The sequence below is a fragment of the Apilactobacillus zhangqiuensis genome (assembly GCF_019656215.1).
In the GTDB taxonomy this organism is placed as follows: Bacteria; Bacillota; Bacilli; order Lactobacillales; family Lactobacillaceae; genus Apilactobacillus; species Apilactobacillus zhangqiuensis.
In genome coordinates, this window is sequence record NZ_BPLK01000002.1 from 125,072 (window position 1) to 151,358 (window position 26,287).

The 26,287-nt window shown below is 38.1% G+C and carries 25 protein-coding genes and 2 riboswitches; of the genes, 9 read left to right on the forward strand and 16 right to left on the reverse strand.

Annotation, left to right across the window (positions count from 1 at the left end; translation table 11 throughout):
- Nucleotides 1-58: 58 nt before the first annotated feature.
- Nucleotides 59-158, reverse strand: a riboswitch (purine riboswitch).
- Between the two features lie 119 nt (nucleotides 159-277).
- Nucleotides 278-1,258, forward strand: coding sequence for an asparaginase (locus K5Q07_RS01835; RefSeq protein ID WP_285289176.1), 981 nt, complete (start codon nucleotides 278-280; stop codon nucleotides 1,256-1,258).
- A 14-nt stretch (nucleotides 1,259-1,272) separates the two neighbouring features.
- Nucleotides 1,273-2,433 (forward strand): hypothetical protein, encoded by a 1,161-nt coding sequence (locus K5Q07_RS01840; protein WP_220729329.1) that lies wholly within the window; start codon nucleotides 1,273-1,275, stop codon nucleotides 2,431-2,433.
- A 37-nt stretch (nucleotides 2,434-2,470) separates the two neighbouring features.
- On the opposite strand, the gene K5Q07_RS01845 is transcribed toward K5Q07_RS01840, so the two are convergent.
- The 4 genes from K5Q07_RS01845 to K5Q07_RS01860 all read right to left on the reverse strand — a co-directional run bounded on the left by K5Q07_RS01845 (nucleotide 2,471) and on the right by K5Q07_RS01860 (nucleotide 5,343).
- The gene (locus K5Q07_RS01845; RefSeq protein WP_034530908.1) at nucleotides 2,471-2,653 is read right to left on the reverse strand and encodes an LBP_cg2779 family protein; all 183 of its coding nucleotides are present in this window, start codon (nucleotides 2,651-2,653) and stop codon (nucleotides 2,471-2,473) included.
- A 72-nt stretch (nucleotides 2,654-2,725) separates the two neighbouring features.
- Nucleotides 2,726-3,361 carry an energy-coupling factor transporter transmembrane component T family protein gene (locus K5Q07_RS01850; protein ID WP_220729330.1) on the reverse strand — a complete coding sequence of 212 codons (636 nt, stop codon included), beginning with the start codon at nucleotides 3,359-3,361 and terminating at the stop codon, nucleotides 2,726-2,728.
- The gene (locus K5Q07_RS01855) at nucleotides 3,361-4,773 is read right to left on the reverse strand and encodes an ATP-binding cassette domain-containing protein (protein WP_220729331.1); all 1,413 of its coding nucleotides are present in this window, start codon (nucleotides 4,771-4,773) and stop codon (nucleotides 3,361-3,363) included. The genes K5Q07_RS01850 and K5Q07_RS01855 overlap by 1 nt, the downstream gene beginning before the upstream one ends.
- 15 nt (nucleotides 4,774-4,788) lie before the next feature.
- Complete coding sequence (locus tag K5Q07_RS01860) at nucleotides 4,789-5,343, reverse strand: ECF transporter S component (protein ID WP_220729332.1); 555 nt, start codon at nucleotides 5,341-5,343, stop codon at nucleotides 4,789-4,791.
- Between the two features lie 77 nt (nucleotides 5,344-5,420).
- Nucleotides 5,421-5,515: riboswitch (TPP riboswitch) on the reverse strand.
- 148 nt (nucleotides 5,516-5,663) lie between these two features.
- Between K5Q07_RS01860 and K5Q07_RS01865 the strand changes: the two genes are divergently transcribed.
- Nucleotides 5,664-6,674, forward strand: coding sequence for a D-alanyl-D-alanine carboxypeptidase family protein (locus K5Q07_RS01865; RefSeq protein ID WP_220729333.1), 1,011 nt, complete (start codon nucleotides 5,664-5,666; stop codon nucleotides 6,672-6,674).
- An 88-nt stretch (nucleotides 6,675-6,762) separates the two neighbouring features.
- Nucleotides 6,763-7,383, forward strand: a complete 621-nt coding sequence (locus K5Q07_RS01870) for an LVIS_2131 family protein (RefSeq protein ID WP_054606858.1) — start codon at nucleotides 6,763-6,765, stop codon at nucleotides 7,381-7,383.
- Nucleotides 7,384-7,417: 34 nt separating this feature from the next.
- Here K5Q07_RS01870 and K5Q07_RS01875 read toward each other — a convergent pair whose 3' ends face one another.
- Nucleotides 7,418-8,818, reverse strand: coding sequence for an APC family permease (locus tag K5Q07_RS01875; protein ID WP_220729334.1), 1,401 nt, complete (start codon nucleotides 8,816-8,818; stop codon nucleotides 7,418-7,420).
- 107 nt (nucleotides 8,819-8,925) lie between these two features.
- Here K5Q07_RS01875 and K5Q07_RS01880 point away from each other — a divergent pair, with 107 nt between their 5' ends.
- The gene (locus K5Q07_RS01880) at nucleotides 8,926-9,795 is read left to right on the forward strand and encodes a LysR family transcriptional regulator (RefSeq protein WP_220729335.1); all 870 of its coding nucleotides are present in this window, start codon (nucleotides 8,926-8,928) and stop codon (nucleotides 9,793-9,795) included.
- A gap of 29 nt (nucleotides 9,796-9,824) precedes the next feature.
- Here the strand turns inward: K5Q07_RS01880 and K5Q07_RS01885 are convergent, their stop codons facing one another.
- Nucleotides 9,825-11,681: an FAD/NAD(P)-binding protein gene (locus K5Q07_RS01885; protein ID WP_220729336.1), complete on the reverse strand. Its 1,857-nt coding sequence runs from the start codon at nucleotides 11,679-11,681 to the stop codon at nucleotides 9,825-9,827.
- Nucleotides 11,682-11,803: 122 nt separating this feature from the next.
- Between K5Q07_RS01885 and K5Q07_RS01890 the strand changes: the two genes are divergently transcribed.
- Entirely contained in the window at nucleotides 11,804-12,133 is a 330-nt protein-coding gene (locus tag K5Q07_RS01890; RefSeq protein WP_054606853.1) for a hypothetical protein, read from the forward strand.
- A gap of 34 nt (nucleotides 12,134-12,167) precedes the next feature.
- Here the strand turns inward: K5Q07_RS01890 and K5Q07_RS01895 are convergent, their stop codons facing one another.
- Both K5Q07_RS01895 and K5Q07_RS01900 read right to left on the reverse strand, forming a co-directional pair.
- On the reverse strand, nucleotides 12,168-12,677 hold the full coding sequence (locus K5Q07_RS01895; RefSeq protein WP_220729337.1) for a YbhB/YbcL family Raf kinase inhibitor-like protein: 510 nt from the start codon (nucleotides 12,675-12,677) through the stop codon (nucleotides 12,168-12,170).
- A gap of 11 nt (nucleotides 12,678-12,688) precedes the next feature.
- Nucleotides 12,689-13,150: a hypothetical protein gene (locus tag K5Q07_RS01900; RefSeq protein WP_220729338.1), complete on the reverse strand. Its 462-nt coding sequence runs from the start codon at nucleotides 13,148-13,150 to the stop codon at nucleotides 12,689-12,691.
- Nucleotides 13,151-13,283: 133 nt separating this feature from the next.
- On the opposite strand from K5Q07_RS01900, the gene K5Q07_RS01905 reads away from it, so the two are divergent.
- Nucleotides 13,284-14,147, forward strand: coding sequence for an NAD(P)-dependent oxidoreductase (locus K5Q07_RS01905; protein ID WP_220729339.1), 864 nt, complete (start codon nucleotides 13,284-13,286; stop codon nucleotides 14,145-14,147).
- A gap of 39 nt (nucleotides 14,148-14,186) precedes the next feature.
- Here K5Q07_RS01905 and K5Q07_RS01910 read toward each other — a convergent pair whose 3' ends face one another.
- From K5Q07_RS01910 to K5Q07_RS01930, 5 genes are all read right to left on the reverse strand, one after another.
- Nucleotides 14,187-14,957, reverse strand: coding sequence for an ABC transporter ATP-binding protein (locus K5Q07_RS01910; protein WP_220729340.1), 771 nt, complete (start codon nucleotides 14,955-14,957; stop codon nucleotides 14,187-14,189).
- Nucleotides 14,950-15,846: an ABC transporter permease gene (locus K5Q07_RS01915; protein WP_220729341.1), complete on the reverse strand. Its 897-nt coding sequence runs from the start codon at nucleotides 15,844-15,846 to the stop codon at nucleotides 14,950-14,952. The genes K5Q07_RS01910 and K5Q07_RS01915 overlap by 8 nt, the downstream gene beginning before the upstream one ends.
- Nucleotides 15,843-16,838 (reverse strand): tryptophan ABC transporter substrate-binding protein, encoded by a 996-nt coding sequence (gene trpX / locus K5Q07_RS01920; protein ID WP_220729342.1) that lies wholly within the window; start codon nucleotides 16,836-16,838, stop codon nucleotides 15,843-15,845. Before trpX ends, K5Q07_RS01915 begins: the two co-directional genes overlap by 4 nt.
- 374 nt (nucleotides 16,839-17,212) lie before the next feature.
- A complete protein-coding gene (locus tag K5Q07_RS01925) occupies nucleotides 17,213-18,853 on the reverse strand; it encodes an APC family permease (protein ID WP_054606846.1) in 1,641 nt (546 codons plus the stop codon).
- A gap of 166 nt (nucleotides 18,854-19,019) precedes the next feature.
- A complete protein-coding gene (locus K5Q07_RS01930) occupies nucleotides 19,020-19,394 on the reverse strand; it encodes a VOC family protein (RefSeq protein ID WP_220729343.1) in 375 nt (124 codons plus the stop codon).
- Nucleotides 19,395-19,560: 166 nt separating this feature from the next.
- Between K5Q07_RS01930 and K5Q07_RS01935 the strand changes: the two genes are divergently transcribed.
- Nucleotides 19,561-21,144 carry an ABC-F family ATP-binding cassette domain-containing protein gene (locus tag K5Q07_RS01935; protein ID WP_373310021.1) on the forward strand — a complete coding sequence of 528 codons (1,584 nt, stop codon included), beginning with the start codon at nucleotides 19,561-19,563 and terminating at the stop codon, nucleotides 21,142-21,144.
- A 286-nt stretch (nucleotides 21,145-21,430) separates the two neighbouring features.
- Here K5Q07_RS01935 and K5Q07_RS01940 read toward each other — a convergent pair whose 3' ends face one another.
- The 3 genes from K5Q07_RS01940 to K5Q07_RS01950 form a co-directional block, all read right to left on the reverse strand.
- Nucleotides 21,431-22,240, reverse strand: a complete 810-nt coding sequence (locus K5Q07_RS01940) for a hypothetical protein (RefSeq protein WP_220729344.1) — start codon at nucleotides 22,238-22,240, stop codon at nucleotides 21,431-21,433.
- Between the two features lie 119 nt (nucleotides 22,241-22,359).
- Nucleotides 22,360-23,271: a proline iminopeptidase-family hydrolase gene (locus tag K5Q07_RS01945; protein WP_220729345.1), complete on the reverse strand. Its 912-nt coding sequence runs from the start codon at nucleotides 23,269-23,271 to the stop codon at nucleotides 22,360-22,362.
- Between the two features lie 36 nt (nucleotides 23,272-23,307).
- The gene (locus tag K5Q07_RS01950; RefSeq protein WP_220729346.1) at nucleotides 23,308-25,728 is read right to left on the reverse strand and encodes a Xaa-Pro dipeptidyl-peptidase; all 2,421 of its coding nucleotides are present in this window, start codon (nucleotides 25,726-25,728) and stop codon (nucleotides 23,308-23,310) included.
- A gap of 140 nt (nucleotides 25,729-25,868) precedes the next feature.
- Between K5Q07_RS01950 and K5Q07_RS01955 the strand changes: the two genes are divergently transcribed.
- Complete coding sequence (locus K5Q07_RS01955; RefSeq protein WP_220729347.1) at nucleotides 25,869-26,285, forward strand: bis(5'-nucleosyl)-tetraphosphatase; 417 nt, start codon at nucleotides 25,869-25,871, stop codon at nucleotides 26,283-26,285.
- The last annotated feature ends 2 nt before the right edge of the window (nucleotides 26,286-26,287 follow it).

Here is a 26,287-nt window from a genome sequence, read left to right on the forward strand (position 1 = left end):
TAATATTTAATTATTACCCAGAAAAATAAAAAAGCCTCAATGCTAGAAAAAGCAAAGAGACCTTCATCTTTTTGCTTATAGTCCGAACTTTACGGTTTCGGGTAGAAACTTACCAACCTTATTATGGTAAATATATAGGCAATAACTGATTTAATTTTGTAATTCAATATTAGACGAATTTTGCGAAAAAAGCAATCCTTATCATTAATATAATTGTTCAGTTTCACGATTATAAGGTACAATGGAAAGTACTATTTGATAGAAACAAGGGGGGATAATCTTGAAGCATATTTTAGCTATTCACACCGGTGGAACTATTTCAATGTCTCAAGACGAAAGCGGAGAAGTTGTTCAAAACGAACAAAATCCAATCGCGAATCAACAAGATAATTTATTAGATCAAGGAATCGATATTACTAACGAGGAGATTTTTAACTTACCATCTCCTCATATGACCCCTGATAGAATGCTTGAAATTGCCAACAGAATTAAAGAAGCTAGAAAACAGGGATACGATGGTGTCGTTGTTACCCACGGTACTGATACCTTAGAAGAAACTGCCTACTTCTTAGATTTAACATTGGCCAATGATTTTCCAGTTGTCGTAACTGGTGCCATGCGTTCATCTAATGAAATTGGTTCAGATGGTCTATATAACCTATTGAATGCTGCAGCAACTGCTGCCAGTCCACAAGCTAAGAACAAGGGTGTCTTAGTGGCAATGAATGATGAAATTCATACCGCTAGATACGTTACTAAGACCCACACTACTAACGTAGCTACATTTAGAACACCAACGTTTGGCCCAATCGGAATTATTTCCAAGCATGAACCAACATTTTACCAAGAACTAATCCAAAGTGAAGTTGTTAACGTTGATTCACTAGTCGATCACGTGTACTTAATCAAGGCCTTTGCCGGAATGGACGGCACCTTGTTTGACGCCTTAGATAACGATCAAACTAACGGATTAGTAATTGAAGGACTAGGTGCTGGTAACCTACCTCCAGAAACACTAGCTTCAGTTAAACGTTTAGTCGACAGAAACATTCCAGTCATTTTGGTTTCCAGATGTCTAAGTGGGGTTGCCCAAGACATTTACGCCTACGAAGGTGGGGGGATTCAACTAGAAGAAATGGGCTTAGAATTCTGTCACGGTCTAAACGGTCAAAAAGCACGTATTAAACTAATTATTGCGTTAAGTGCGCACAAGTCTGGTGAAGAACTAGCTAGATTTATGAGTAACGCAATATCATAGAGTGAGGGATGTTTATGAACTCTATCATTGCAGATTTGAATGCAGCAATGAACAAGGAACAGTTGGTTAATATCTACCTAAATACAGGAGATATTTTCTACACTGGCTATATTCAAAATTATAACGACGATGAAGTCATCATTGCCACATATGAATCAAGTGGTTTAGCCGATGGATACGTTTCGATGAAGACTGCCATCATCGAAAGTGTTGAACGCCAAAGTGAAGACTTGGATAGTATCAAAGAAAAGATGCAAATCGCAAAGGAAGAAGGATTAATGGAATCCAAACCCAGCGAATTACATTTTGATACTAACAACAACTTGTTCCCACAAATTTTAATCCAAGCATACTTAAACCAAGAAGTTATCTTAATTCATGACAATGAAGCGGAACGTTTTTACACAGGGATGGTTAAAAAAATCAGCAACGATTCTTTTAAGTTTTTGCGCATTAACAAGTTCGACTTCATGCAAAACGAATTGGTTACCATGGGCTTTAATCAAAGTATGATTATTGAATTCCAGGGACGTGAACTAAGTGTCATGAGTAAGGTGATTGGCAAGGTTAAAGAACAAAACATTGCCAAGACTGCCGAATCAATCAATAATATTATCGATTTATTAAATGATTCATTTCATCATCACAACCTAGTTGAAGTTCGTTGTCGATACAATGATCACTTCTTCTACGTTGGTGAAGTCATCATGTTAAACGACAGTGGAGCTATCCTAAAGGTTGTCGACATGTCCGGGCAATTTGGTGGATATGTCTTCATCAGAATGAATGGCATTCAACGCGTCACAGTTGGCAACGATTACCTTGAATTGGTTCAACTAATGAAGGACCAAAACATTGCTGATCATAATGCATCACAACCGGTGTTAAACGATTCACGTGAATTCGATAGTACCGAGGATAATCTAAATGCCATTTTGACTCAATCCATGAACAAGCGCCAATTGATTCGTCTTCAATTAAAGTCTGGTAGTAACTTTTTGGGTTACCCAGAAAAGATTGGTCCGGAATCAATGAAGTTTAGTTTATTGGATGAAACGGTAAACTTCTTCATTTACGGTCAAAAGATTCCGTTAAATGACATCGTCGAAGTTGGCTTTGAATACATCTATGCCTATTTGGATGAACAACGCCTAAGAAGAAAAGGCGATATGTAAATAAAAAAGGAACCCGATATTTCGGGTTCCTTTTTGCTTAGCCTAATTTTTGTTTGATAATATCTACTTCATCTTGATTTGGGGATCTGCGCATGCTCTTAATGTCATGCAATTCCTCTACACTAAAATGTAGGTTATAAGCCAATAATGTATCTGGCATATCATTATTTTTTTGATAAGTAACAATTTCTTCAGCAATCTTATTCAACTTACGATTCATAAGAACCCTCCTAACAAAATCCATCCGACAATTACATTATAACTTATTTTAGTATAAGTAGAAAAATAAAGGCTAAAAAATTAAAATAATTTGGACAGCAATAATCACAGTAAACAAGATTAGGTAGTCAGATAGTTTAATTGTGATTTTCTTGAAGTGGGTTCTTTTATTACCTTCAACGAATAAATGTGAATTCATTCCTTGAGCAAGTAGGGTGGACCAGTTCATGGCAGCTAGGATTGACTTGAAGTAAAGAGTGGGTGAAAGATACGATAAGTGAATGTTTCGCATTTTGGCAGCTAACTTGATGTCTGCAATTTCTTGTTTAATTGTATCAATCAAGTTAAATGCGCCCATGACTCCGTAGGCAAACTTGCTGGGAACATTAAAGTTCTGTTCCAGACTACCGGCCAGATCTTGGATGGTTGTCTTACATGTGTAGGTACCACCAAGGGTGACGAAGGCGTATAGACGAGTCACCAATAAGATACCGTATTGGTAGTCACCGTTAATCTTTTGTGCAAAGAAAATTCCAGTTGCGGGGATTAGGGTAACGAATAATAAGTATAAAATTCGCTTGATTGAAGAAAAGAAGATTAGATAGATTAGACTAACGACAAAGATAACGATGTTTAGTCTAACTGATGTTGTAAATGAGATTTCCAGGGCAATCACTAACATCATCAGTAGCTTTAATACGGGATTCATTAAAAGACCTCCTGATAAGTTAGTTTGTGATCATCGAATGCTAAATGGTAATCAACTAAGTCATCTAGACCATGGGTTTGATGAGAAATTAATAATTGAGTTTGCCCATTTGCCTTTGCGTGATTCAATAAGTCAACGACCACGGCAACGTATTCAATGTTAATACCATTAAAAGGTTCATCTAAAAGAAGAAATGAGTGTCCCATCATGACCATGCTTAGGATTTGTAGTCGTTTCTTTTGTCCATCACTTAAGGAATAAATGACGCGATCGGATAGCTCGTCTAGACCAAGTCTTTGAGTGTATTCTGCGATTTGTTGGTCGTCCAACCAATGGTTAAATGCATTCTTCTTGGATAGTTCTAGTTCTTCCTCAACGGTGATTTTAATGAATTGCTTGGTTGATTCTTGGAAAATCATGCCAACACTTTGTAAGTATTTGTTCAAACGGATTTTGCGAATTGATTTGTGGTCAAAGTTAATTTCACCATCAAAATCATGTTGCTTGATAAATGTTTTGAACAGACTTGATTTACCACAGCCGTTAGGACCAGTAATTAAGGTCGTCTTGGCCTTAATAAAGTCTAAGTCTAAGTGATTAATTAATTGCATATCGTAATTAGCGATTGATAAATCGACACAGCTGACGATGGGTTCTCCAACAACCTCGTTTGAAATCTGACGATTTGTGGAGTCATTGAATTGATTAAATAATTCTTTGACTGCCGCTTCATTTAAAGGTTTAAATGTTAAATTGTCTTCATCAAAACCAATTAGCTGGTCAATTTGATTTTCGTAGCCCGTTAGATCGTGATCGATACCGATGACAATCTTGCCTGATTTCTTTAGCTGGCTCATTAGACTAATCAGTTCCAGGCGTGATTTGATATCGACATTAGCAAATGGTTCATCCAATAGAATAACAGGAGCGTTAATTGCTACGATGATACTTAGTGCAACCTTTTGTTTTTCACCACCGGAAAGGGTCTTGAATTCACGATTCCTTAAATCACTGGTATGAGTGAAAGAAAGGGCGTCTTCAATGATTGGGTCCATCTTCTCGGGAGCAACTTGTTGGTTTTCCAATGTAAAGATGAATTCGTCTTCCACGGTTGCCATACAAAACTGTTGCATTGGATCTTGGAACATCATGGAAATGGTCTTACGTAATTTCCATTCCGAAAATTTAGAAATATCTTGATTGTTAAAATTGATAACGCCGTCGATGGTACCGTCGTTATATTGTGGATAAAATCCTGCGATTGTTTTCAAAAGCGTTGATTTTCCAGACCCAGAAGGACTGTAAATCAATGACATTTGATTTGATTCGAAAGCCAGACTAACCCCTTTAAAAGTCGGCTTCGAAGTACCAGTATATTGGTATGTCAAACTGTTAATTGATAAGTTATTCAAAAATTGACACTCCTATTATTTGATAACGTGACTCTTTTCCAACATGTTGGCGATTAGTTTTGATAGCACACCACCAAAGATGAAGATAGAAATGAATCTCACGATGAACATGATGATTAGTAAGTGGGTAGCATATGCATTGTATCCATTCTTGAACCAGTCATAGATAAATGTAATGACAGTAGTTGTGATAGTAGTAGCAATTACACCTAACCAATCAAAGTGTTTGTACTTAGTAGCAACGAAACCTAATTCAGTTGCGATGCCTTGTTCGATACCGGTAATAACTGTTTCAACACCCCATTGTCCACCTAAGAACATTTCAACAATTGCACCAATCACTTCTGCTAGTAATGGAGCACCTGGACGTTTGAAGATAAATCCAGCAAGTGGAGCTGCCATTACCCAAAGACCAAGTAGTAAATCGTTAGCAAGCGGTGCTAGACCGTAAGGTGTAAGAGCAAGACTTACAGCGTTGTATAAGAAACCTGTGGCAAAAAAGATGATTCCACAGATAATTGAGATTAATGTAAGTAAAATGATGTTTCTAAGTGACCATGTGTTTTTCATAGTTTCCTCCAGAAAAAAAGGACCCCAAACAACACGTGTTTGGAGTCCAATTTATTTTTATAATTTGTAAAGCATTAAAAATAAAAGGGTTGTTTTCCTTCGCAGGGATTATCCTGAATCAGGTACTATGGGTATGAATCTCAGCCGAATTCCGGCACCCCAAACATTAACTATCAATTTAAATCAACTATACTATTTATTAAAATTAAATGCAATGTTTATATTTTTATTAATAAATTTAAACAGCTGAAACCCTTGTCGTATCAGTCATTTAGTGGTAACTTTAGATAGTGAAATTATGATAATGGAAGTAAGTATGAATGAAAAAATCAGTGAAAAGACTAACAATAATTTTCGTCGCGGCGATAGGATTGGGGGCATATGAACAATTTAGTAATCCCTTTTCATTTATTCGCGAAGAATACACAAAATTAACAACTAAAAATCAAGGTTACCAACCAAACTACCAACAAGATTCACAAAACTATAAGACCGAATTATTAAGGTTTTCACAGGATAAAGTGAAGAACGCTAGCGCTGCCGTGGCACTTGATTCTACTAAGAATAAGTTTGTCTATTCTCAAAATGGGGATAAAAAGATTAAGGTGGCATCACTAGCTAAATTAATGACTTTATATCTAACAATTCAAAAGGCCGAAAAGACCCACGGCTGGAACCAAGTTGTAGATACTAGTAACAAGGGATTAAAGAAGTTAGGTTCCGACTTAGAGTTAGGTGGCTTTAAGTTTAAGGACGGTCATAAATACACCGTGCGTGATTTATATGAAGCAGCCTTGGTGCAATCATCAAATAATTCAGCGATTGCGTTAGGTCAATGGGTAGCTGGATCAAACGTTAAATTCATCAAGATGATGAATAAACAAGCCAAAGCATGGCACTTAGATGCAACATTTGTGTCATCATCCGGACTAGAAAATAGTGATTTATCCAAATTTGGCTACGCTCAAGTTGGTGGCAAAGATGACGCTAACATGATCTCCGCTAAAAGTATCGCTATCATTGCTGATCACGTGATATCAATTTATCCAAAGGTCATCGATGATGCCAAGAAGGTGACCGAAGTTGTCGACGGTCAAACGTTATTTAATGAAAATAGTTTATTACCAGGTCGTCCATTCTACGATGCTAGTTTTCACGTTGATGGATTAAAGACCGGATACACAGTTGCAGCCGGTCTGTGCTTAGTGGCGACCGCTCAACAACCAGGTAAGGATAGAATTATTACCGTGGTCGTCAATGATTACGCAGAATTTTCTGACACCGCCGAGTTGATTAAATTGGTGAATAAGAACGATTCAGCCTTGAAATAATAATAGTTAGTATAAGAATTTTGTATTTTTTCCAAAATAGTGTAGAATAGTAAAGTATCTTTGATTACTAGTATAAAGGAGAAGATTTATGGAATCGGCCTGGAATATAGTTGGCCTACTTCTTTGGATAATTTTGGTTATTTATGCAATTTTTATTATTCATAACATCGGGGTAAGAAGAAGTAGGCTAATCATAAATGGGCACTACGACTTTTCATTAACTCACCATTTAAAGACGGTTGTTCAAATCGTCGTGTTATTTGCTGGGATTGGATTTATGTCTTTTGAGACATTCTATCCAAACGTTGATGGATCAAATGTTGTCACTACGCGTGACTTCAAGCCATTAATTTTGGATACCAATGGTAACAGCTCTTACTATGTGAAGGTCAAAAGTGGGAATAATTCATCTTTGAATCAGTCTTACTCATATTTGGTTAATGGACAACGTCTATCAGTTTCCAGTTCAGCATCAAGTGTGCTGGTTGGTACTAATAGCGAAATTAATGTTCAAAAGTCAGCGGTTAGATGGAGCGATGACGAAGCTAAGACGCTAGACAAGAAATACCAAAGAGCGTGGGTTGCCGACGTAACCGTTACGTATAAAGACAGTTTTTGGAATGGAATTGGATTGCATGCAGGACGTCAGTTCAAGAGTTATACTCTAATCCGAATTCCGGATAATTCATTTATTTATAACGATAAATAAAAAAGCCGCTGGAGTTGATCCAGGGCTTTTTTGTTTAGTCTTGTTTTTGTAGTTTTGAATGGTGAACTCCATAAACGAAGTAGAAGATAAATCCAATCACGACCCAGATACCAACGGAAATCTTGGTAATGTTTGGAAGCATGATAATAAAGAAGATGCTGAATACTCCGGCGACGATTGGTAGGAATGGGTACCAGGGCATCTTAAATCCTGTGTTTTTAATATCTTTTCTACGACGAAGTTTGATAATACCAAATGAGATAAATGCGAAAGCAATCAATGTACCAGCGTTAATCAATGATGCTAGTTGAGTCAATGGAACCAAACCAGCAAAGACAGCTTGAACGATGGTTGCGATGATAATCGCATTCTTTGGTACTGAATGCTTGGAGTTAACACGACCAATGAACTTAGGTAGAAGGCCGTCTCTACCAAGTGCGTACACTAAGCGAGAACCACCGATAAACATGGTTACCATGGCGGTAAAGATTCCAAACAAAGCACCGATAGTAATTAGCTTGTTGAACGCTGACAAATGAATGATTTGAAGAGCATAAGCGGCGGGATCATCAACGTTTAGCTCTTTATAGTTAACGATTCCAGTAAGTACCATTGAAAATGCAACATATAGAACCACGGCGAAAACCACAGTTCCGATAATTCCCTTGATAACGTTTTTTCCTGGGTCGATGGTTTCGGCGGAGTTAGAAGCTAATGCATCAAAACCGATGAAAGCAAAGAAGACAGTTGCGGCAGCTGTGAAGATACCACCCATACCAAATGGAGTTGAGTGGAATTGAGCAGGGTAGAAAGGAACATAGTTACTTGTCTTAACGTAGAAAGCACCAATGATGATGAAAATAATGATAATGGCGACTTTGACGATTACGGCGAAGTTTTCAACGCGTTTAGACATTTCAGAACCCATTAGAAGAATTCCTGCAATGACCACCACAATAATGACGGCTGAGATGTTAATCACGCCACCTTCCATTGGACTGGCTTGTAGGGCGGTTGGTAAATGAATTCCGATGGCGTCTAAGATATTGTTGTTAAAGTAAGCGGCAAATCCAGTTGCTTCTGCAGATACTGCTAAGAAGTATTCAAGGATTAAGACCCAACCTAAAATCCAACCGACGATTTCACCGTATACAACTGAACCAAATGAGTAAGCTGATCCGGCTATTGGCATGGCTGATGAAAATTCAGCGTAGGCCATACCAACTAATCCAGAAACGATGGCTGCCATTAAAAAAGCAATCGCAACGGCTGGACCAGCATGACTGGCAGCTTCATGTCCAGGAAGGATGAAGATCCCGGTACCAATCACGGCACCGATACCCAAACCAATTAAGTCTTTAGTGGTCAAAGACTTGGATAATCGTGAATCGGCCTCTAAATAATTGCTAACCGAATCTTTTTTAAAAATTTGCATAGATATCAACACCTTTTCTTGTTTATTTGTACTGTTAACTATATAATGAGCATTAACATAAGTAAAATTAATAAATTCAATATTTACATAAGAAAAGATGATATAAGATGAATCGATTTATTGTACTAGAAGCAGTTTTACAGAATAAGAGTTTTACAAAAGCAGCGGAACAACTGGGTTATACACAATCATCCGTGAGTCAAATGGTTTCCAATCTGGAAAAGGAATTCAACATGCACATCCTAAAGCGTTCCAGATCGGGTGTGGAATTAACACCTGATGGTGAAAAACTTTATCCACACATCAGACAAGCACTTCGTCAATACCGTGGATTAATCGATACCGCTAACGCGATTAATGGTCTTCAAGCCGGAACGGTTAAAATCGGAGCAATTACAAGTGTTAGTTGTTACTGGTTGCCAGATCTCTTCAAAGAGTTTAAGGCTCTTTATCCACAAATTAATTTTGTTTTAAACCAGGGTGACTATGGGACAATCATCGATTGGTTGAAAACCGACCAAATTGATTTCGCCATCATGACCGCTGAATACGGAGAAGGCTTTAATAAGACCATTATCCACAATACCAACATGAATGCGTTCATTCCGGTTGACCATCCATATGCGAATGCTGATGCTGTGCCAATTGAAGCACTCTCAGATGATCCATTCATCCTAGTAGAGGGTGGTGGATACAGTGAACCGCTTGAAGCCTTTAATCGCTCTGGTGTGACACCAAACGTTCGCTACAAGATTCAAGATGACTACACTATCATGGCGATGGTGGAAGCAGGTCTAGGGGTAAGTATTCTATCCGAACTGGTTTATCGTCGAACAGACTTCAATATTGTTAGCAAGCCTGTCAAACCAAACGTCACTAGACCAGTTGCAATTGTGTATAAGAATAAGGACGAACTACCAATTGCAAGTCAACACTTTGCGAAGTTTATTATCGATAGAAAAGAAGAACTCAAATAAAAAAGCCATTCATTAGAATGGCTTTTTGTTTACATATAAATTGTTGGGTTTACTACTTCAATGTCTAATAGGCTTTTAGAGATATCGTCTCCAGCAGATAAAATTGAGTCATTCACTCCAGGACGAGGGATGGCTGAGGTAACGAAGTATAATCCTTCGGTATTTAATCCCCATGTGTATAAGTTATCTTGACCAACAACCTGGTCTGTCTTGATATCGATATCAACAGAAGAGTTGTCCACAGTTTCACCATCGGATAGAGTGATTGGAAGTGGCTTAATTAAGTCTTTGTCCAACATGCTGGTGATAACTGGGTTGGCTGAAAACTTGGTAACGGGAGCATTGGTACGAGCTTCGATTAAAGCATCACCTTGAATGATTTCTTCGCCGTAGAAGGCAGAACGGGTGATAAACTTGTGGTTTGCACCAATGACTTGCATTTGAGGGCCGATAATCTTAACGATACCGGCTTTCATTAAGGCTAAGATTTCTTGACTTCTAACGGCTGGAGCACCTTGAGATAGAAACTTCATGTCAGAAGAGAAACGTCCTAGGTACTTATGCACCAAATCGTCATTTGTGAATAAGTGATTGGATAAAACGTAACGAATGTTATCACGAAGATCACGAAGCATTTCTAGTGAACCGATGACAGGACCGGTCTTAGAGCCTAGTAGCGCGTCGTCAATCATTTCGGACAACCAAGTTTTGATGTGTTCTTGATAGTTGTCCAGTGTGGATATCTTTACACCAGCGACAGGATTTAAGATTTTATCCCAGTCGAATACTTCTTCGGTTGGTAGGTGGTAACTACCGATTAAAGCATTGTGGTTATCGGTTTCTCTGAACTTCTTTTGAAAGTCGTTAACATCGATTTCAGGGTGCTTTAGACTGAATAAGAAGCTGTAGTAACGATATTCAATGTCTAATCTTAATAACATGTGGAAATCTTCAAAGGAGATATGACCATCCTTTAGGTGTTTATCCACATTTTCGTTGGTTAGAAATACTGCAGGATAGTTTTCATTAAATGCCTTTTGACTGATGGCCTTTGGATAGTAAGGAACACCACGTCTAGAACCAGCATAGATAGTAGGTTCATCACCTGATGTGTGGTATGTTAGGGTATCATCACCATTATCGGTGAAATAGCCACCACGACCTTCGGTTAGACGAGAAACGTAATCGTTAAAACTAAGACCCATTCCGCGAATAATCACATTTTGATTACTGGTGATTGTTGATAAGTCGGCTTCATCAGCTTCACCAGGAAGAATGTAGGTTAGCCCGTAATCATTAGAGTACTTTTGAAGTGATTCTTGATCCTTGGTTAACTTGTTTTCTTGTTGGCCGAGACTAAATACTAGTTTATCAACAGGGTAATCCACATCACCCACAGATACGACGAATGAATCGTCCTTAACCTTTTCAACGTTATCCACATTTTGATTGAAGTGGACATCTAAATTGAGTTTGGCGTTATCTTTGATTTGATCAACTAATCGTTGGAAGAACCATTGGCAGTAAGCTCCGCAAATAGCACGAGGGACGTAACTTCTGTCGTTAATCTTATCAACAGCTGTTAGTAACTCTTCTTTGTTATCAACATCTAGACTGTTGATAAATTCGTTTGAGATATCAGATTGGCACCATTGAGCAATGCATAAGGCACCGTCTTGTCCATCATTGAATAATGTTAGTTCATTGGCAGGGGTATTCATAATTAGACTAATTGGTTGTTTAACTTTCCAGACGCGGCCACCTGCGACGGCACGGTCGAAAAGATGAATTGTTAAGTTATTAAGGTTAGATGATTCAAAGTTTTGAATCAAGTTGTTAAGCATTAACAGACCACGAGGGCCTGCACCTATAATTCCGATTTTCATTTCGAACACTCCTTTATAATAAGATAATAACATGATTGAAAAAGTGATTTCATTTTTAACGCATTATTTTCTAAAAATGATTATGGATTATGATAAAATAGCAGTTAAGGATGGTGTTAATAATGAGTGAATTAATTCCAGAAAACATGGACGAAGTAAAATTAAAGATGGCTCGTATGCTAATCGACGGACATAAGGTTACCGAGGAAGAAGTAATTTTCCAAGCTGTTGCTGATTTGTTTCAAGATTATCTAGAAGAAGCAGAAGAAGGTCACTACGATACTTCTAAGCTTGCTGATGATGGAGTAACCTTCACAGTTACCGGTATCAGTGGTCGTCAAATTGCTGAATTTAAATCAAATGGTGAAACTTTCATCGAAGACTTCAAGAAGGATGCATTAGACTTGTGCTTTAGATTAGAAGATGAAGCTCAACGAATTGCTCGACTATAAAAAAAGCGTTGCCAAATTGGCAACGCTTTTTTTATTAATTTTCAACAGGTAAATCGACTTTTACTTGTTCGATAATATGACCATCAATGTTGTGAAGTAGTTCGTTGTACCAAAAGCCATCTTTGAAGTTTAACTTTTGGTCTAATGCATAAACGGTCAATGTGTATTCATGGACACCACTTGGTGGCTTAGGTCCCATATACTTGTGACTGATATGTTGATCACCTAGGTTATAAATATGACCAGCTGAACTGTTATTACCTTGGGTCCAGTGTAATGGATTTTCTTGACTGGCGTTTTCAGGTACGTCCACATCCTTGCCATCTAGTCCAGCGACTAACCAGTGGATCCATTCAAACCCACAGACTGGAATTGAGTCTAAGTCAGTTAGAGCAAAGGCGATTTCCTTGGTGTCAGCAGGAACGTCTTTTATTGAGAATGGGAATGAGACGATTGGAAAATCGTTTTGCTTAAATTCATCAGCTGCGTGACGAGTGTACTTATCTGGTAGACGATTGTTGTCCAGTTTAACGTTTACTTTCATTAAAAATCCTCCTATCTAACAAATTTTAGGATGTAATAACCTTGTGAATCGGCTGAAACAGTGTAGGTTGAATATCCTGCTTGAATCCACTGACTTTGGGTTGCCTTAGCGTAATTTTGCGCATCAGCAACAGAACTAAAGATATGAGTACCATCAAACATGGTTTTCTTCTGCGGTTGGCTTGATGAATTACCCTTTGCTTGGTTATTTTTACTTTGTTGAGATGTGTTTGCTTCATCCATACTTGAACTACTTTGATTACTTGATTGAGTCATCTTAGTGGTTTGATTGTCATGGCTGCTAGTGAAGTAGGTGATGGCTTTGACCCCACCTAGGATTAATGCTGCCACAACGACGATAAAGATAATAATTGGCCAAATGTGATTTGAATTTGACTGATTATTTTCGGAGTTCATAAATGTATCATCGAAAGTATATTTACGAATACGGTTGTCATTGTCACCATTATTCATAATAAATAATCCTCCATTCGGAAAAAAGATTTGCACCTATATTATAACAAATATCGCACTTGATAGGAATTAAGCTAAATGTTTGAAGATATAGTCAAATAGCTATAGTGTTTTATTTAAGGAGGGATGAAACATGACAATTGGATTTATCGGAACCGGTGTAATGGGTTCTTCAATGATTAATAATTTATTGAAAGCAGGATATGAAGTGAACGTATTTAACCGTACTAAGGCACATGCGCAAAGCGTAATCGATAACGGTGCTAAATGGTTAGATACACCTGAACAAATCGCTCAATCTTCAGATGTAGTGATCACGATTGCAGGTTTCCCTGATGACGTAAAAGAAATTTACTTTGGTGACAATGGATTATTTAAGGGTGCGGATAAAGACACCATCTTAATTGATTCCACTACCTCAACACCAAAATTAGACGAAGAAATTTTTTCAGAAGGTCAAAAGAAAGGTATCGAAACATTGGATGCGCCGGTATCTGGCGGTGACGTCGGTGCCAAGAAAGGAACATTGACCATCATGGTTGGTGGTAATAAGGAGACCTTTGATAAAGTTAAACCAATTCTAGATACCATGGGCAGCCAAGTAAAACTATTTGGTGGACCTGGTAAGGGTCAACACACCAAGATGGCTAACCAAATCATGATTGCCGGTACCATGACCGGAATGGTCGAAATGTACGAATATGGCAAGGCTGCCGGATTAGACCTAGCTTCAATGATGGACACCGTTTCAAGTGGTAGTGCGGATAACTGGAGTCTAGATAACTATGGTCCTCGTGTTTTGAAGGGTGACTTTAAGCCAGGATTTTCAGCCAAGCACTTCTTGAAGGACTTACGAATCGCTCTCGAAGGTGCTGAAGAAATGCACATCGATTTACCAGCTACCAAAATAGCTAAACAACTATATGACAAGATGGTTAACGATTATCAATTAGGTAATGACGGAACCCAAGGACTTGTCAAAATTTACGATAAATAAGACAAATAAAAAAGAAGGCATCAAACGATGCCTTCTTTTTTATTGAATATCGTTGAAGAATGTAAGTAGTTCTTCTTTAGTTAGCTTTTGTTTATCTTCACCTGAGATGTCATATGAAATCTTACCTTGGTGTAATACCAATAGACGGTTTCCATATTTCAATGCATCTTCTAGGTGGTGGGTAATCATAAGACAAGTTAAGTTTTGTTCCTTAATGGTTTCATCGGTGATGTCCATTAAGTTTTGAGAAGTCTTAGGATCTAGGGCAGCGGTATGTTCGTCTAGTAATAGGATGCCAGGTTTCTTGATGGTTGCCATTAGGAAACTCAATGCTTGGCGTTGTCCACCAGATAGACTACCGGTTGCGGTGTTTAAACGATGATCTAGGTTGTTGTTCATCTTAGCAGTGATGTCTTTAAAACGTTTCATTTCACCCTTTAACTTACGTGGGATTAGGTGATGGTGACAACCACGTTTTTCCGCAAGTAATAGGTTTTCTGCAACAGTCATACGAGGGGCAGTTCCTAGTTTAGGATCTTGGAAAACACGGCTTAAAAATGATGTACGCTTAACAACTGACATGTTAGTGATGTCTTTGTCCTTGTAGATAACTTGACCAGAAGTAGGGCGAAGGTTACCACCAATGGTATTGAATAAAGTGGATTTACCAGCACCGTTTGAACCTAGGATGGTAATGAAGTCTCCTTCATGAATATCTAGGTCAACGTGATCTAAGATGTTTAATTCTTCGGGAGTATCTTCGTTAACAGTCTTTACGACGTCTTTTAATTGAAAGATTGTCTTAGTCATTTTTTAGCCCCCTCTTCAAGACATGTTTTAGATGGAAACGACTTTCGAATGCGGGAAGACCCATGAAAATCGCAAGTAGAATTGATGAAATTAAGTTCAAGTCGTTGGCGTTGAAACCAAGTTGTAGCACTAGTAGTAATACTAGGCGGTATAGGATACTACCTACGATTACGGCAACTAGACGTTGGTTCATGGTCAAATCACCAAAGATAACTTCACCAATGATGATTGAAGCAAGAGCGACAACGATGATACCGATACCCATGTTAACGTCTGAGTAACCGTTGTTTTGGGCTACTAAAGCACCACCCAAAGCGATTAGACCATTAGATACACTCACACCCATGATTTTCATATTGTCTGTGTTGATACCTAATGATTCGGCCATGTTTTCGTTGTCACCAGTAGCGATGAAGGCTTGACCTAAATCAGTTTGTAGGAAGTAAATAAGAATTAATGTAACAACGGTGATGACTACGAAACCAACGAAAACACCATCGAAGTAAGGTGGTAATGATTGTAAAAACTTACCACTTAATAGGGTAGGTAGACCAAGTAGTGATTGGTTTGGTTTACCCATGATACGAAGATCGATTGAATAAGAAGCAGTCATTACTAGGATTCCGGCAAGTAGCACAGGAATCTTTGCTTTAGTGTATAAAAGACCGGTAACAAGACCAGCTACACATCCTACTAAGAAGGCTAGGATAGTAGCTAAAACTGGATTAACACCATGAGCAATTGCTGTAACTGCTGTAGCAGCACCCATTGGGAAAGTTCCTTCAACGGTCATATCAGGGAAATCTAGAATTCTAAATGTTAGGTAAAGACCAATTCCGATTATAGCCCATAATAGTCCTTGCCCGATTGCTGAAATAATTAAACTCATTTGTAAATCACTCCGTTTCTTTTGGCTTCCTTAATTAGGTAGTCAGGAATCTCGATACCAAGTTTCTTAGCTTGGCCTAAGTTGATTGCTAGGTCACCATGACTTAGTTTTTCGATTGGCATGTCTTCTGGATTAGCTCCCTTTAGAACGCGGGCAGCCATCTTACCAGTTTGAACACCTAGCTTGTATTGGTTCAAACCAATGGTAGCTAATGCACCTTGTTTAACAACGGTTGATGCAGTGGGGAATACTGGTACGTTTCTAGTGTTAGCAACGTTAACTAGTGTTTGAATTGCTGAGGCAACGGTGTTGTCATTTGGTACGTAGACAGCGTCAACATGTTGAACCATTTCTGTTGCAACTTGGTTTAAGTCGTTAGTGTTTGAGATTGAGTATCCCTTAACGTTAACGTGTTCTTCTTTACATAGTTTTACGAATTGATGGTATTGAGATGTAGCTGAATCATCACTTGATGTGTAAATTACCCCTAAAGTATGTAGATTAGGCATAATTTCCTTGATTAGCTTTAGTTCTTCCTTCATTGGAGGAAAATCTGAAACACCGGTAACTTGACGACCAGGGTGTTCATTTGAATCAACTAATCCGGCTGATTTAGGATCGGTGATGGCACCTAGAATAAGTGGGGCAGTTTTAACTGTGTTGGCTAATACTTGTGCTGATGGGGTAGTGATACCGATCGACATGTCGACGTTTTCGGTCGCAAACTTAGAACTCATTGTCTTTAAGTTTCCTTGATCACCTTCGGCATTTTGGAAATCGATATTGATGTTCTTACCTGGTGTGTAACCAGATTCTTTCAAGCCATCGATAATTCCTTTATGGATAGCATCTAAAGCGGGATGTTCAGTTAATTGTAGGATTCCAACAGTAGGTGTGTGGTTTGGATTGATTTTATGTGGTTGTTTTTCTTGGTAAAAACCAAATCCTAGCAAGACGACTAGGATAAATATGACTGTATAAAGTCTTTTCATAACTCATTCTCCTTTTGGTATAAAGCTTAAAATGGTAAATAAATGCAATAAAAAAACGGATAACCCAAACACTACAGGTTACCCGTTTTCTGCCTGTGGTGTCCGAATCATATCCGCACAGGCTTATTTATTCGTGAGAAAGAAGCCGGTACAGATGCGCTCAATGATTGCATCATAAGTCGCATCTATACTAGTAATGCGACCTATAGGCACCAGCTTTGCCAACGAGAACTTAGACTTGTTGATAAAATATTCTTCATTGGTTCTTTCTCCTTTCAATTTAAGTTAAGTTCATTTTAAGTTTAAGAATTAGAATTGTCAAGAAATAAAACATTGAGCAAATAAAAAAGAACACCAAATGGTGTTCTTTTGCTTTATTTGTCTTCTTTATTTTCGTCAGTTGGTTCATCTTCATATGCGTCTAGATTGATTTGGTCATTGACCACTTTAGCATTATGAAGATCAGTACTTACCATTGAACTGGAAATTCCCCATCTGTAGAAGGCTAGGGAAACAATAATAATCACAACGAAGTCCAATGGATATGGAATCCAGTTTTGACCACCGAAAGGTGTTGAACCTACATATGACATTACTGAGATGAAGATTAGGTAACCAATCATCCAGAAACTTCCGGCGAATTGGTTCTTGGTCTTCTTCCAGTCAGTCTTCCATTCGAAGTAGAAGTAGAATGGAAGACCTAATAGAATAACTACGATAACCTTAACAGTTGTTGGCCACATTGCCCAGTAAGCAGCTAAACTAGCTAATACGAAGGCAAGAGGAGCCATGAATTGTAGCATTCTCATACGAATTGGACGTTTGAAATTAGGTGCCATTTTTCTCAATGATGTTACAGTAACTGGACCAGTTAAGTAAGCAATCAATGTAGAAGTAGAGATAACACTAGCAAGTGTACCCCAACTTCTGAACAGTGCAACTAATAGAACGGAGATGATCATGTTAACAACCATCGCAATTCTTGGAACACCCCAACGTTCGTTAATTTTACCTAAGAACTTAGGCATATGTTCATTTTGGACCATGGCAGCAAGAGTACGACTTGTTTGAGCAACAAATGAAACTCCAGTACCAAATGGTGAAATGAAAGCGTCAAAGTATAGCAATACGGCAAGCCAATGTAGGCCTAACATAATTGCTAAGTCAGCGAATGGTGATTCGAAATTGATACCATGCCAACCAGCTTTTGCAAGTACTGATGGTTCTACGGCACTAATGAATGTAAATTGTAAAGCGACGTAGATCACAATACTAATAGCCAATGAAATGGTAATACCTAAAGCGATATTACGTTTAGGGTTCTTAATTTCTTTTCCCATGTTAATAACAACTTGGAATGCATTGTATGAGAAGATGATTCCTGATGCTGTTGTAGCTGAGAAAATAGCAGCACTACCATAAGGCATGAAGCCTTGTGATGTGAAGTTTCCACCATGGAATCCTGATAGGATCAACATGATGATAGTAAGTAGCGGAATTCCTAGCTTGAAAATTGAAATAAAACTAGTGAATTTAGCTAGTAAATTAACAGACCAATAATTTAATAGCGTGAAGACTAATATGAAAAGAAAAACGACAAATAAACCTAGATTAGAAATTTCTCCATTTACGATAAAACCGTGAGTCCAATGAGCCCACTTCCATGGCCATGAACCCATGTATTGGGTTGCGGCAACGGCTTCGATTGGAATCAAGGTAACTAATGATACCCAGTTAGACCAGGCAGCAATAAATCCTAATAGAGACCCATGGGTGTATTGAGCGTACTTACTCATACCACCACTTTCGGGGAACATTGAACCTAGTTCGATGTAGTTAAAGGCGATAGCACCGATAACAATAGCACCGATTACCCATGAGATGATAGCAGCTGGACCAGCAACACGGGAGGCTTCCCATGAACCGAATAACCAACCTGAACCAATAATGGAACTAAGTCCCAACATTACAATTTGAAATAAACCTACTTTTCTTGATTTCTTATTTTTTTTCATAAAACTCCTTTCATGGTCTTTGAGTATACTAACAAAAATCCATGTGCATGTAAAATGTTTAAAGACCTACTGTGACACAGTTTTTGCTGCTTATTGGGCATAATAATAACGTTTGTTAGCACTTAAAAATAATTAAAAAAAGTGTGATATTGATTATAATTCTTAATTAATATTCACAAATCTCAATTACATTTTTTTCTGGATCATTTATGAAAAGTGAGTTCATTGGGCCATTCGAACCGTGAACTTTTTTGGGGCCGTCGATAATGGTGACACCATAGTTGGCTAAATGCGCACTTAAGTCAGTCAATGAGTCCTTCACAATGATGCAGAATTTTGATGAACCAGGTGTAGGATTTTCCGGGACATTATCATCGCTATCATTTTGAAGGAAGATTAGTTTTTGTTTGCCAAGTTGAAATTCAAGTCTGTTATCAGTGAATTCAACGATTGGAAGATCTAAAACTTCATGGTAAAAACGCATGCATAGCTTTAGATCTTTAGCAAAGATTGTAATATGGTCAATATCTTTGACCTTCATTATGATCATTCCTTTTTTTAATTTTTACATACTCAATTATACCATTATCGGAGGAATTGGTACGATTTAATATTGCTGAAAACGCCGAAAAATTGACGTTTAGCCCTAAAATGTGTTAATTTTGTAATTATATATAAGTACGGAATAGAAAAAGGAGAAAAAGACTGTGGCTTTATTAGATGTTAAAGATATCAGTATGGGTTTTGCCGACAAAAAGCTATACGATGAAGCAAGTTTCACCCTTAATAAGGGTGAACATATGGGAATTGTTGGACAAAACGGGGTAGGAAAATCTACTTTGATTAAGATTATCACCGGGGTAGAATTGCCAATCTCAGGCTCTGTTAAGTGGCAAAACAATGTTAGCGTTGGTTACTTGGACCAATACGCTGATATTCCAGAAGGAATGACATTAATTGATTTCCTACACACTGCTTACCAAGACCTATATAATAAATCAAAGCACATGCAAGAATTGTACGAACAATATGCTGAAAACTTTGATGACAAGTTATTAGAACAAGCGGGAAGAATTCAAGAAGAACTAGAAGCAAAACGATTCTATGATATTGAGACCGAAATTGAACGAGTAATCACAGGTTTAGGTCTAGATGATGTCAAACGTGATCAACAAATCACTAACATGTCAGGTGGGCAACGTTCAAAGATTATCCTAGCTAAATTAATCCTAGAAGATCCAGACGTTATCTTACTTGATGAACCTACTAACTATCTAGACGTTGCCCATATTGGTTGGTTGGAAGACTACATCAACGGTTTTGACGGTGCCGTTATGGTAATTTCCCATGATTACGACTTCTTGGAAAACGTTACAAACTGTATCGTAAACATCGCCTTTGGTAAGATTACCAAGTACCGTGGTGACTTCAAGTCAGCTATGCGTCAAAAGGCTGAACGTGAAATGGTTCAACAAAGAGAATACGATAAGCAACAAGTTGAAATTGAAAAGGCCAAAGCCTTCATTAGAAAGAACAAGGCTGGTTCAAAATCAACAATGGCCAAATCAAGAGAAAAGATGCTATCACATATGGAATTGGTTGATCCACCTTCGACTAACATCCATGCATCTTTTAACTTCCCTTACGAAGATACTGGTTCACAAAATGCACTGGTTGTTGACGAACTATCTGTTGGTTATGACAAACCATTACTAAAACCAGTTAGTTTCTCAGTTAATACTGATGAAAAGGTCGGTTTCCAAGGATTTAATGGGGTTGGTAAGTCAACTCTAATCAAGTCTATCTTAGGAATCCTAAAGCCAAAGGGTGGAAAAGCAACATTCTCACCATCAGCTAAAGTCAGTTACTTTAGCCAAGATTTGGTATGGAGCAACAACAACGAAACTCCAATGCAAATCATTCAAAACAAGTTCCCTAAGTTGGAACAAAAAGAAATCAGAACAAAACTTGCTAAGTGTGGTTTGGATTCAGCTAACGCTTCTAAACCAATCGGTGAATTATCCGGGGGAGAACAAACCAAGGTTAAGTTAGCGATGTTGGAATTCACTCCATCTAACTTCTTAATCATGGACGAACCTACTAACCACTTGGATGACGAAACCAAGGAATCACTAAAACACGCAATTAATAACTTCCCAGGAAACGCAATCATCGTATCTCACGAAACTAGCTTCTATAATGGACTAGTGGACAAAGTCTTAGATGTTGAAAAACTAAGTCTAAGGGATGCCGATGAAATTGCTAAAGCACAAGGACAAGTAAATAACTAATTACAATAAGGAGGCGGGCAACATCTATAATAGTCGAAAAGTATGGCTAATCATCGCAGATATTATGATGTTGATTTGGGCGCTTATATGTATCGAATGGCTATCTGTAAAGTTGATTTTCATCGCCTTGGTATTATTCTTCGGCGGTCGCAATTTGTACGTTGATAATGGCCAGCTGATTGATACGAAATACAGCGTCATAACAGCTGCCTGTTTTGCTTTATTTATTTTAATTAGTTTGTTTTAAATAAAAAAGAACCTATCAATTACGATAGGTTCTTTTTATTTACATAAAGTTGCTTGGTTCGTCAGCATAGTCGTTCATGAAGTTCTTAGCATCACTGTATGAGGCGAACTGACTGATGATGGTAATGTCTTCTTTGTGTTGGCGATTGTTTCTATAAGCGACTTGTTTAACCAAGAAGTATTCCTTGATATCATCTAATGCCTGTGATTCATTGTTTCTTACATATATTTGTAGGTAAACGTGTTGATTGGAGAATTCCAATTCACGTTTTGATAGCTTGATGTATCCCTTTGAATTCAATTGGTTTTGACGGGGATGTTTTTCTGCAAGGGCGTTGTCACTATTACAGAAGTAAACCAAGAACCAGTAAATATTCAAGAAGAACATGAATAGGGCGAAACAGTTTCTAAATAGTGTTGGCCAGAAGTTGGAACCAGCGGTAAATGATCTGGCTTCCATAATGAACTTGAAGTCGATTAGACTTTCCAAGTTTGTCGCAAGTAAACAAACAGTGAAGACGATAATCCACACGTATTTGTATAGCTTGATTAATTGACGCCAGAAGTTGTGGTGCAAGTTATCAAGATAGCGATGGTGCATCGATGCCTCTGATACCAAGAATAATCCGCATAAGAGAATAAAGCAGATTAGTGGAATTTTATAACTTGTAATTAAGTAGAAGATACTTAATAGGAAGTTATTCATTGAATTGGTTAGAAAAGACGGTACTCGATATCCAAAGATTTCTAGGACAACAAGGATAATTGCGCCTTCTCTGAATAGGTTGATGAATCGTTCAACGCTGTTGCTGTTGGTTCGATTCAACACGATATTATAGACGTTTTGCATTTTGATGAACTCCTTTAATTCATTAAAGATAGTTATACCACGAAAACATTAAAAATAATATAAAAAAAGAACCCAGTGGGTTCTTTTTTCAGCCCCAGTGGGTCTTTTTCAAAGAGTTATTACTTATTAAATGTATCGTTTTCCACTTCTCGAATGAAAGTAGCCAAATGGTCGTAATATACTGGTGCGTTATCAATCATGTGATGGTGACCAGCATTAGGAGTTGAAACAAACTTAGCGTTTGGAATCATTTTAGCCATTCGCTTACCAGTTTCAACTGGCATTGATTCGTGTTCACCGAAGGTAACTAGGGTAGGAACGTGGTTTTCTGATAAATGATTAGTGTTGTGCCATTCGCCTAATTTACCAGTGATAACGAATTCGTTGTCACCTTGGAACTTGTTGTAAATATCTGTGTTTGAAATACCAATTAGGTGTTCCAACTTAGATGGTTGTTTACGGTCGATGTACCCCTTGTTTAGTTGGTCAACATCGTTTTGGTAACGTTCGTTATCGTAGTCATTTTCGGCTTCACACTTCTTCATGAAGGCTAATTCGTCAGGAGCAAATTCCTTTTCACGAATTTCATCTAAGTGCTTAGTGTAGTCGTCAATGTCATCAACCATTGATGAGATGATGGCACCCTTTAGGTGGTCACCGTATTTTTGTGCGTATAGTTGAACTAACACACCACCCCAAGATTGACCGATTAGATAGAAGTCGTCTAGTCCTAATTTTTGTCTAACTTCTTCAACTTCGTCAACGTAGTAGTCGTAAGTTAAAATTTCGTCAGCAACTTTAGGGTCTGAAAAATCAGGGGTATCGGAATACCATGAACCTAATTGATCGTAGTAGGTAACGGCAACATCTAGACCTTGTTTCTTTAATTGGTCGGCTGAGTTTTCCCAGTATTCGTGGGTTCCACCAGGGCCACCGTGTAAAGCAAGTAAGTTAATCTTACCTTCACCAGAAGTATGAGTCCATAAATGATAGCCATTATCTAAAGTGATAATTTTTGTTTGTTGTTTCATGACAATCCCTCGTTTCAATCTAAATTATTATTAATCTTAGTCCTTGTTGAAGGGTAGTTCAACAGCTGAGTCTGATAAATCAAGAGTGTACTTAACATCTTGGTTACCACGAATAGACTTGTCAAAGTCTGTTGCGTAGACTACGACAGCTAGTTGATGACCAGCCTTAACCTTGTAGACATTTGGTTGTAAATCAAAGTTAATTTCGTAGAATTCGTTAGCTTGAAGTTCACTCACTTGGTAAGCGTTGTTTCTGTTTTGCATGTTGATGTGACCTTCAGCAATTTTCTTGAATGGAGTCTTCTTCTTGCTCATCTTGAATTCACGAAGGTTATCTTCACGCCATAGGTAGCCTAATTGAATCTTAGCGTGATCAACTGATTCAGGTTGAGCGTTTAATCTAAAGTCTTCACCTAAATCAATTAATTGAGCACTTAGCATACCAAAGTCTTTTGAAGATGACGCGGTTAAGTGGATGTGAGTTTTACCGTTGATGGTGACATCCTTTAATAGTTTGTCGAAGGTGAAGACGACACGGTTGTTAGCAATAGGAGCATCATCTTTTCCAATCACTAGATTGTTTTCCCATTTGTTGACGTCATTGCAATAAGCTTCAAAATCATTTTGATCCAATGAATCAGAGAAGATAACCTTATCGTCAGTAACTTCAGAGTTGTCTGATGGTTTTGTTAGTTCGAGACGCTTTAGATTTTCATCTTCGTCGAATTCATCTACCTCATACCAATTTTGGTCGGTAGTGTTGTCTTGAACTAAGATGTTAGGAATTAGGCTGTCAGCATTGTTTTCAACGTCCATCAACTTGTTGGTGAACCATAGGTTGACCATGTCAGTGAAATCAAGTGATTGGAAGGCGTTGATGTAGATGTGTTGACCTTGGTGTAAAATCATCTTCTTTGAGATGTTTAGTGGGTCGACAGCATGCCAAATGTTAGCGACGTTTACTGGTTTTACGTTTTCGTCGTTTAAACCATGGACGAAGAACATGTCAGCCTTAATCTTCTTGGCATCGTTTAGGTAGTTACGTTTGTTCCAAAAGGCGTTGTAATCACCAGATTGTCGATCTTGCTCGTTAGTAATATTGGTTAATTGAATTTCCCATTTCTTTTCGTTCTTGATGTCTTCGGCAGCGGATTTCTTACGACTGTAAGTTTCGGCAGCTAGAACATCGGCGTCTTCTCCTTGGAAACCGCCGGGTGCCATAACTAGTCCGTTTTCTCGGTAGTAGTCGTACCAACTAGAAATTGCGGCTTCAACTAAGCAAGCCTTTAGTCCGGCAACACCGGTAGTTGCAGCAGCAATTTGTAATGTACCTAGGTATGAACGTCCAGACATTGCAACGTTTCCATTTGACCAGTAGGCTTCGATTTGGTTGTTGTCTGTACGGTTGGTAAAGGCCACACGGTTACCAGCTAGCCATTCAATGACGGCAGTTGCTGAGATGGTTTCATACTTGTCACCAGTGGTTCTAAATCCATCAGATTCGTAAGTACCAATTCCAGCAGAGTAGACAACTGCGTATCCACGGGCCAAGAAGTAATCATTTAGAGTATATGATTGTTCACGGCTAAATGTTTGTTCTGCCTTTCTAGTCTTACCTTCAACGTTACGTGCAGCGGGTAGTTCTGGTTCTTTTTCTTTCTTGTTTAAATCTGATAGAGACACAGTGTTAGGTTGTTTGTGCTTTAGTCCTTTGTTAACGTTATGAGTTAACTTTTCACCGTCGGCATCGTTAGTGCCTTGGTTGTACGGACTAGCGGTAAAGATGACCGGCACCTTGTTCTTATTACTTTCCTTTGGACGAATGATTTCAGTCTTTAGCAAGTCCAACTTACCGTCATTATCGGTGTCCATTGGTGCTTCCACATAGACAACTTCACGGATTAAATTATTAGTGTCATATACTGGCATACTCTTTCCATTGAAGATAAGTGGTTTATCGAATTGATTGTAGTTTTGTGCGAAGTAACCTTCACCGGCTAGGTAGTCGATTAGAGTCACGCCGTACTTAGTGTGGGTATTTAATAGAAGATACCATGCACAAATTACGTCATATAAATTCATTGGATCATGAACGTCAGCGACTGGTAGATTTAGTGTTTGCATCTTAGTGATTGAGTTATCGATTAAGAAATCTTCGCCAACGCTAAATTGTAGAAGTTGTAACGCAATGTTGTAAAACGCAATCTTTGATAGTGGGGCGTTTTTGTCTAGGTAGGTTAGTGCGTCATCTTCGAAACTAGCCATGATTTGTGAAATTTTTTGACCTCGAATGGCTAAACTTTGTGAATCCAAGAAGTAAGTCATCAAGAAGTGTTTTAGTAAAGCAGATGGATTATCAATTTTATCTGTTTCATCGTCTAAGAAATGAATTGCTCGTAGTTCATTCTTAGCGACTTTTAAATTGTAATCAGCAATTGCATATTGATGATTTTTCATAATTATTCTCCTAACTATGTATAGGTTTGTTTTCATTATATCAGATTAAGCCTAACATCTATTTAGTTTTACTGATAAATACTTAATGATAATCTAGCAAAATGATATAATGATAGCAAATAAAACGTGGAGGGATGATTATGGTAACAGAGATTGACGGAGGCGCCATTGTGTACCGTGTAGTTAATAACAAACCAGTCTACCTATTAGAAAAAAGTGCTACTAGTGACTTCTGGGGGTTCCCCAAGGGCCATGTGGAAGGTGACGAGACACTAGAACAAGCAGCGATTAGAGAGATTAAGGAAGAAACCGGCATTGATGCCACTATTGATACTGAATTTAGTATTGATGCAAACTATGACATGAAAAATGGTCATCATAAAGTGGTTACTTTCTATACATCTCAAGTCGATAGTGATAAAGTAACGCTACAAGCTGAAGAAATCAGTGACTATGTTTGGGCTCCATATGATGAAGCAATCAAGACAGTTACCTTTGATAATCTAAAAGACATTTTGCAAAAGACTAACGAATACATCGTAGAAAAGCTGGGATAGCC